Raw genomic sequence first — 232 nt, 5'->3', positions numbered from 1 at the left:
TTCGCTTGCCGGCAATGTGGTATTGGTTCTAAGTACATACTTGCCGTCAAAGCGGGCTTCTTCGTTTATCCGGTTTTTATCAATCTGGACGGCACCATTTGAAACCGAAAGGAACTTTCGGTAAGCCGAGTTGCTGATTAGGCTCTTTATACCACCGGTCTTGAGCTTTTGTTCGAGGTGCTTAAGAACTTGCTGCCGCACCTGAGCATCCCTTTCGGCTTCCTGGGGGTTA

Annotated in this window: 1 pseudogene; it reads right to left on the bottom strand. The window is 48.7% G+C overall.

The window, feature by feature from the left end:
• A pseudogene (locus KKC1_RS16410) lies at nt 1–232 on the bottom strand (IS1634 family transposase); the annotation flags it as partial.

This window comes from Calderihabitans maritimus (assembly GCF_002207765.1).
Lineage (GTDB): Bacteria > Bacillota > KKC1 > Calderihabitantales > Calderihabitantaceae > Calderihabitans > Calderihabitans maritimus.
The sequence above is the reverse complement of the archived record's forward strand: the minus strand, read 5'-3'. Positions and strand labels throughout refer to the sequence as shown.